The 514-nt window shown below is 76.8% G+C and carries 1 protein-coding gene; it reads left to right on the top strand.

The window, feature by feature from the left end:
- The coding region (locus HMPREF3086_RS04710) for a CobD/CbiB family cobalamin biosynthesis protein (protein ID WP_210401839.1) at positions 1-514 on the top strand (514 nt) is incomplete at both ends.

Here is a 514-nt window from a genome sequence, read left to right as displayed (position 1 = left end):
CCACGACACGGCGGCGGGCCGCGTCGCCGTCCGGGCCCGCGGGGTCGTCTTCACCGTCGTGCTCGTCGGCGGGGTGGCGGCCGCGGTGCGCGGTCTCGACTCGGCTGTTGCCACCAGGCCCGCCCTGCGTGTGGCGACTACGGCGGCCACCGTGTGGGCCTGCCTCGGCGGGACCTCTCTCCTCCGGATCGCCCGTCGCCAGGCGGAGCTGCTCGACCGGTCCGACATCGACGGGTCGCGGCGGCTGCTCCCGTGGTTGTGCGGCCGCGAGCCCGGGGCTCTCGACGCCGGCCAACTCGCGCGGGCGGTCGTCGAATCGGTCGCGGAGAACACCTCCGACGCCGCGGTGGCCACGCTGTTCTGGGCCGGTGTCGCGGGCCCCGCCGGGGCGGCGGCCCACCGGGCGGCCAACACGCTCGACGCGATGGTCGGGCACCGCTCACCGCGCTACGTCGACTTCGGCTGGGCGTCGGCTCGTCTCGATGACGTGCTCGGGTGGCCGGCCGCCCGGTTC

Source organism: Dietzia sp. HMSC21D01 (assembly GCF_001815995.1).
In the GTDB taxonomy this organism is placed as follows: Bacteria; Actinomycetota; Actinomycetes; order Mycobacteriales; family Mycobacteriaceae; genus Dietzia; species Dietzia cinnamea.
The sequence above is the reverse complement of the archived record's forward strand: the minus strand, read 5'-3'. Positions and strand labels throughout refer to the sequence as shown.